Raw genomic sequence first — 1,778 nt, 5'->3', positions numbered from 1 at the left:
TCTTTTGATTTTTGAAACAAGATCAACAGATCGCAGCCTTCGGCAGCTCCTACAGGTTATGCGGCAGCCGGCACACCGCTGTGAAAGCGGAACTCGTCGTCCGGCGACTCGATCAGTTCCTGCTCGGCAGCACGCACCTTGTCGATCACCTGAGCGATGTCCTTCGCGTCGCCGTACTGGTAAGCCAGTTTCAGATAACCCTGGAAGTGCCGCGCCTCGCTTTTCAGCAGGCCGAAATAGAACTTGCCGAGTTCTTCGTCCAGATGCGGCACCAGCGCTTCGAAACGCTCACAACTGCGCGCTTCGATGAATGCGCCGACCACCAGCGTATCCACCAGTTTCACCGGCTCGTGGCTGCGCACCACTTTGCGCAGTCCCGAGGCGTAGCGCCCGGCGTGCAGCTGGCGCAGCTCGATCTTGCGGCGTTTCATGAGGCGCATGACCTGTTCGTGGTGCACCAGTTCTTCCCGGGCCAGACGCGACATCATGTTGATCAGGTCGACGTGGGAATGGTACTTGGCAATCAGGCTCAGCGCGGTGCTGGCGGCCTTGAACTCGCAGTTCTTGTGGTCGATCAGCAGGGTTTCCTGATCGGCCAGTGCCGCCTGGACCCAGGCGTCGGGCGTGCGGCAGCCAAGGAATTCGTGGATTTCGGGAAGGATCATGAGGCTCACGGTAAAAGGTGTACGAGCAAAGGCCGCCGATTATACCGGCCTGCCCGCAGACCACCAGTCGCAGGCGTTGATATGCATCAAGTCGCAGGCGCATGAGCAGCAACTATAGTTGTGCAACGCCGTGCCTTTTCTTTGCTGGAGACTCCGCTCATGCAAGCCATTCGCAGCATTCTGGTGGTCATCGAACCCGAACACTCGGAAAGCCTGGCGCTAAAGCGCGCCAAGTTGATCGCCGGCGTGACCCGGGCCCATCTGCACCTGCTGGTGTGTGACCGCAAGCACGACCATGCCGGCATGCTTGGCGTGCTCAAAGCCGCGCTGTTGGCGGATGGCTACAGCGTGACCACCGAACAGGCATGGAACGAAAGCCTGCACGAGACCATCATCGACGTGCAGCAGGCCGAAGGTTGCGGGCTGGTGATCAAACAGCACTATCCCGACAGCGCGCTGAAAAAGGCCCTGCTGACCCCGGCCGACTGGAAACTGCTGCGCCACTGCCCGACTCCGGTGCTGTTGGTGAAAACATCCACCTCCTGGAAAGACCGAGTGATTCTTGCGGCTGTGGATGTGGGCAATGCCGATGGCGAACACCGGCATTTGCACACCACGATCATTGATCATGGCTACGACATTGCCAGCCTGGCCAAGGCGCATCTGCATGTGATCACGGCGCATCCGTCGCCCATGCTCTCGGCCGCGGATCCGACCTTCCAGCTCAAGGAAACCATCGAAGCGCGGTACCGCGAGCAGTGCAAGGCGTTTCAGGCCGAGTTCGATGTGGACGACGAGCATTTGCATATCGAGGAAGGCCCGGCGGATGTGTTGATTCCGTTCATGGCGCACAAGCTGCAGGCGGCGGTAACCGTGATCGGCACCGTAGCGCGCAGCGGGTTGTCAGGCGCGTTGATCGGCAATACCGCTGAAGTGGTGCTGGATGCACTGGAAAGCGACGTGCTGGTGCTCAAGCCGCAGGAGGTTGAGGATCATCTGGTGGAGTTGGCGGTGAAACACTGAGGATTACGGTGCCTGAACCAGCGCCTTCGCGAGCAGGCTCGTCCCACCGTTGGAATGCATATCCCTGTGGGAGCTGGCCTGCCAGCGATA

The 1,778-nt window shown here is 60.0% G+C and carries 2 protein-coding genes; one reads left to right on the top strand and one right to left on the bottom strand.

The window, feature by feature from the left end; translation table 11 throughout:
* Positions 1-56 precede the first annotated feature (56 nt).
* A complete protein-coding gene (locus HT737_RS26610) occupies positions 57-665 on the bottom strand; it encodes a tRNA-(ms[2]io[6]A)-hydroxylase (protein WP_047293644.1) in 609 nt (202 codons plus the stop codon).
* Between the two features lie 159 nt (positions 666-824).
* Here HT737_RS26610 and HT737_RS26605 point away from each other — a divergent pair, with 159 nt between their 5' ends.
* Positions 825-1,688 (top strand): universal stress protein, encoded by an 864-nt coding sequence (locus tag HT737_RS26605; RefSeq protein WP_182404326.1) that lies wholly within the window; start codon positions 825-827, stop codon positions 1,686-1,688.
* The last annotated feature ends 90 nt before the right edge of the window (positions 1,689-1,778 follow it).

Source organism: Pseudomonas sp. MD195_PC81_125, from assembly GCF_014060985.1.
GTDB lineage: Bacteria > Pseudomonadota > Gammaproteobacteria > Pseudomonadales > Pseudomonadaceae > Aquipseudomonas > Aquipseudomonas parakoreensis.
This window is presented reverse-complemented; position numbering and strand designations above follow the sequence as displayed.

What these genes read in the sequence shown, in the direction of transcription:
- HT737_RS26610 (WP_047293644.1), bottom strand. Translation starts at nt 665, where the DNA reads ATGATCCTTCCCGAAATCCACGAATTCCTTGGCTGCCGCACGCCCGAC.
- HT737_RS26605 (WP_182404326.1), top strand. Translation starts at nt 825, where the DNA reads ATGCAAGCCATTCGCAGCATTCTGGTGGTCATCGAACCCGAACACTCG.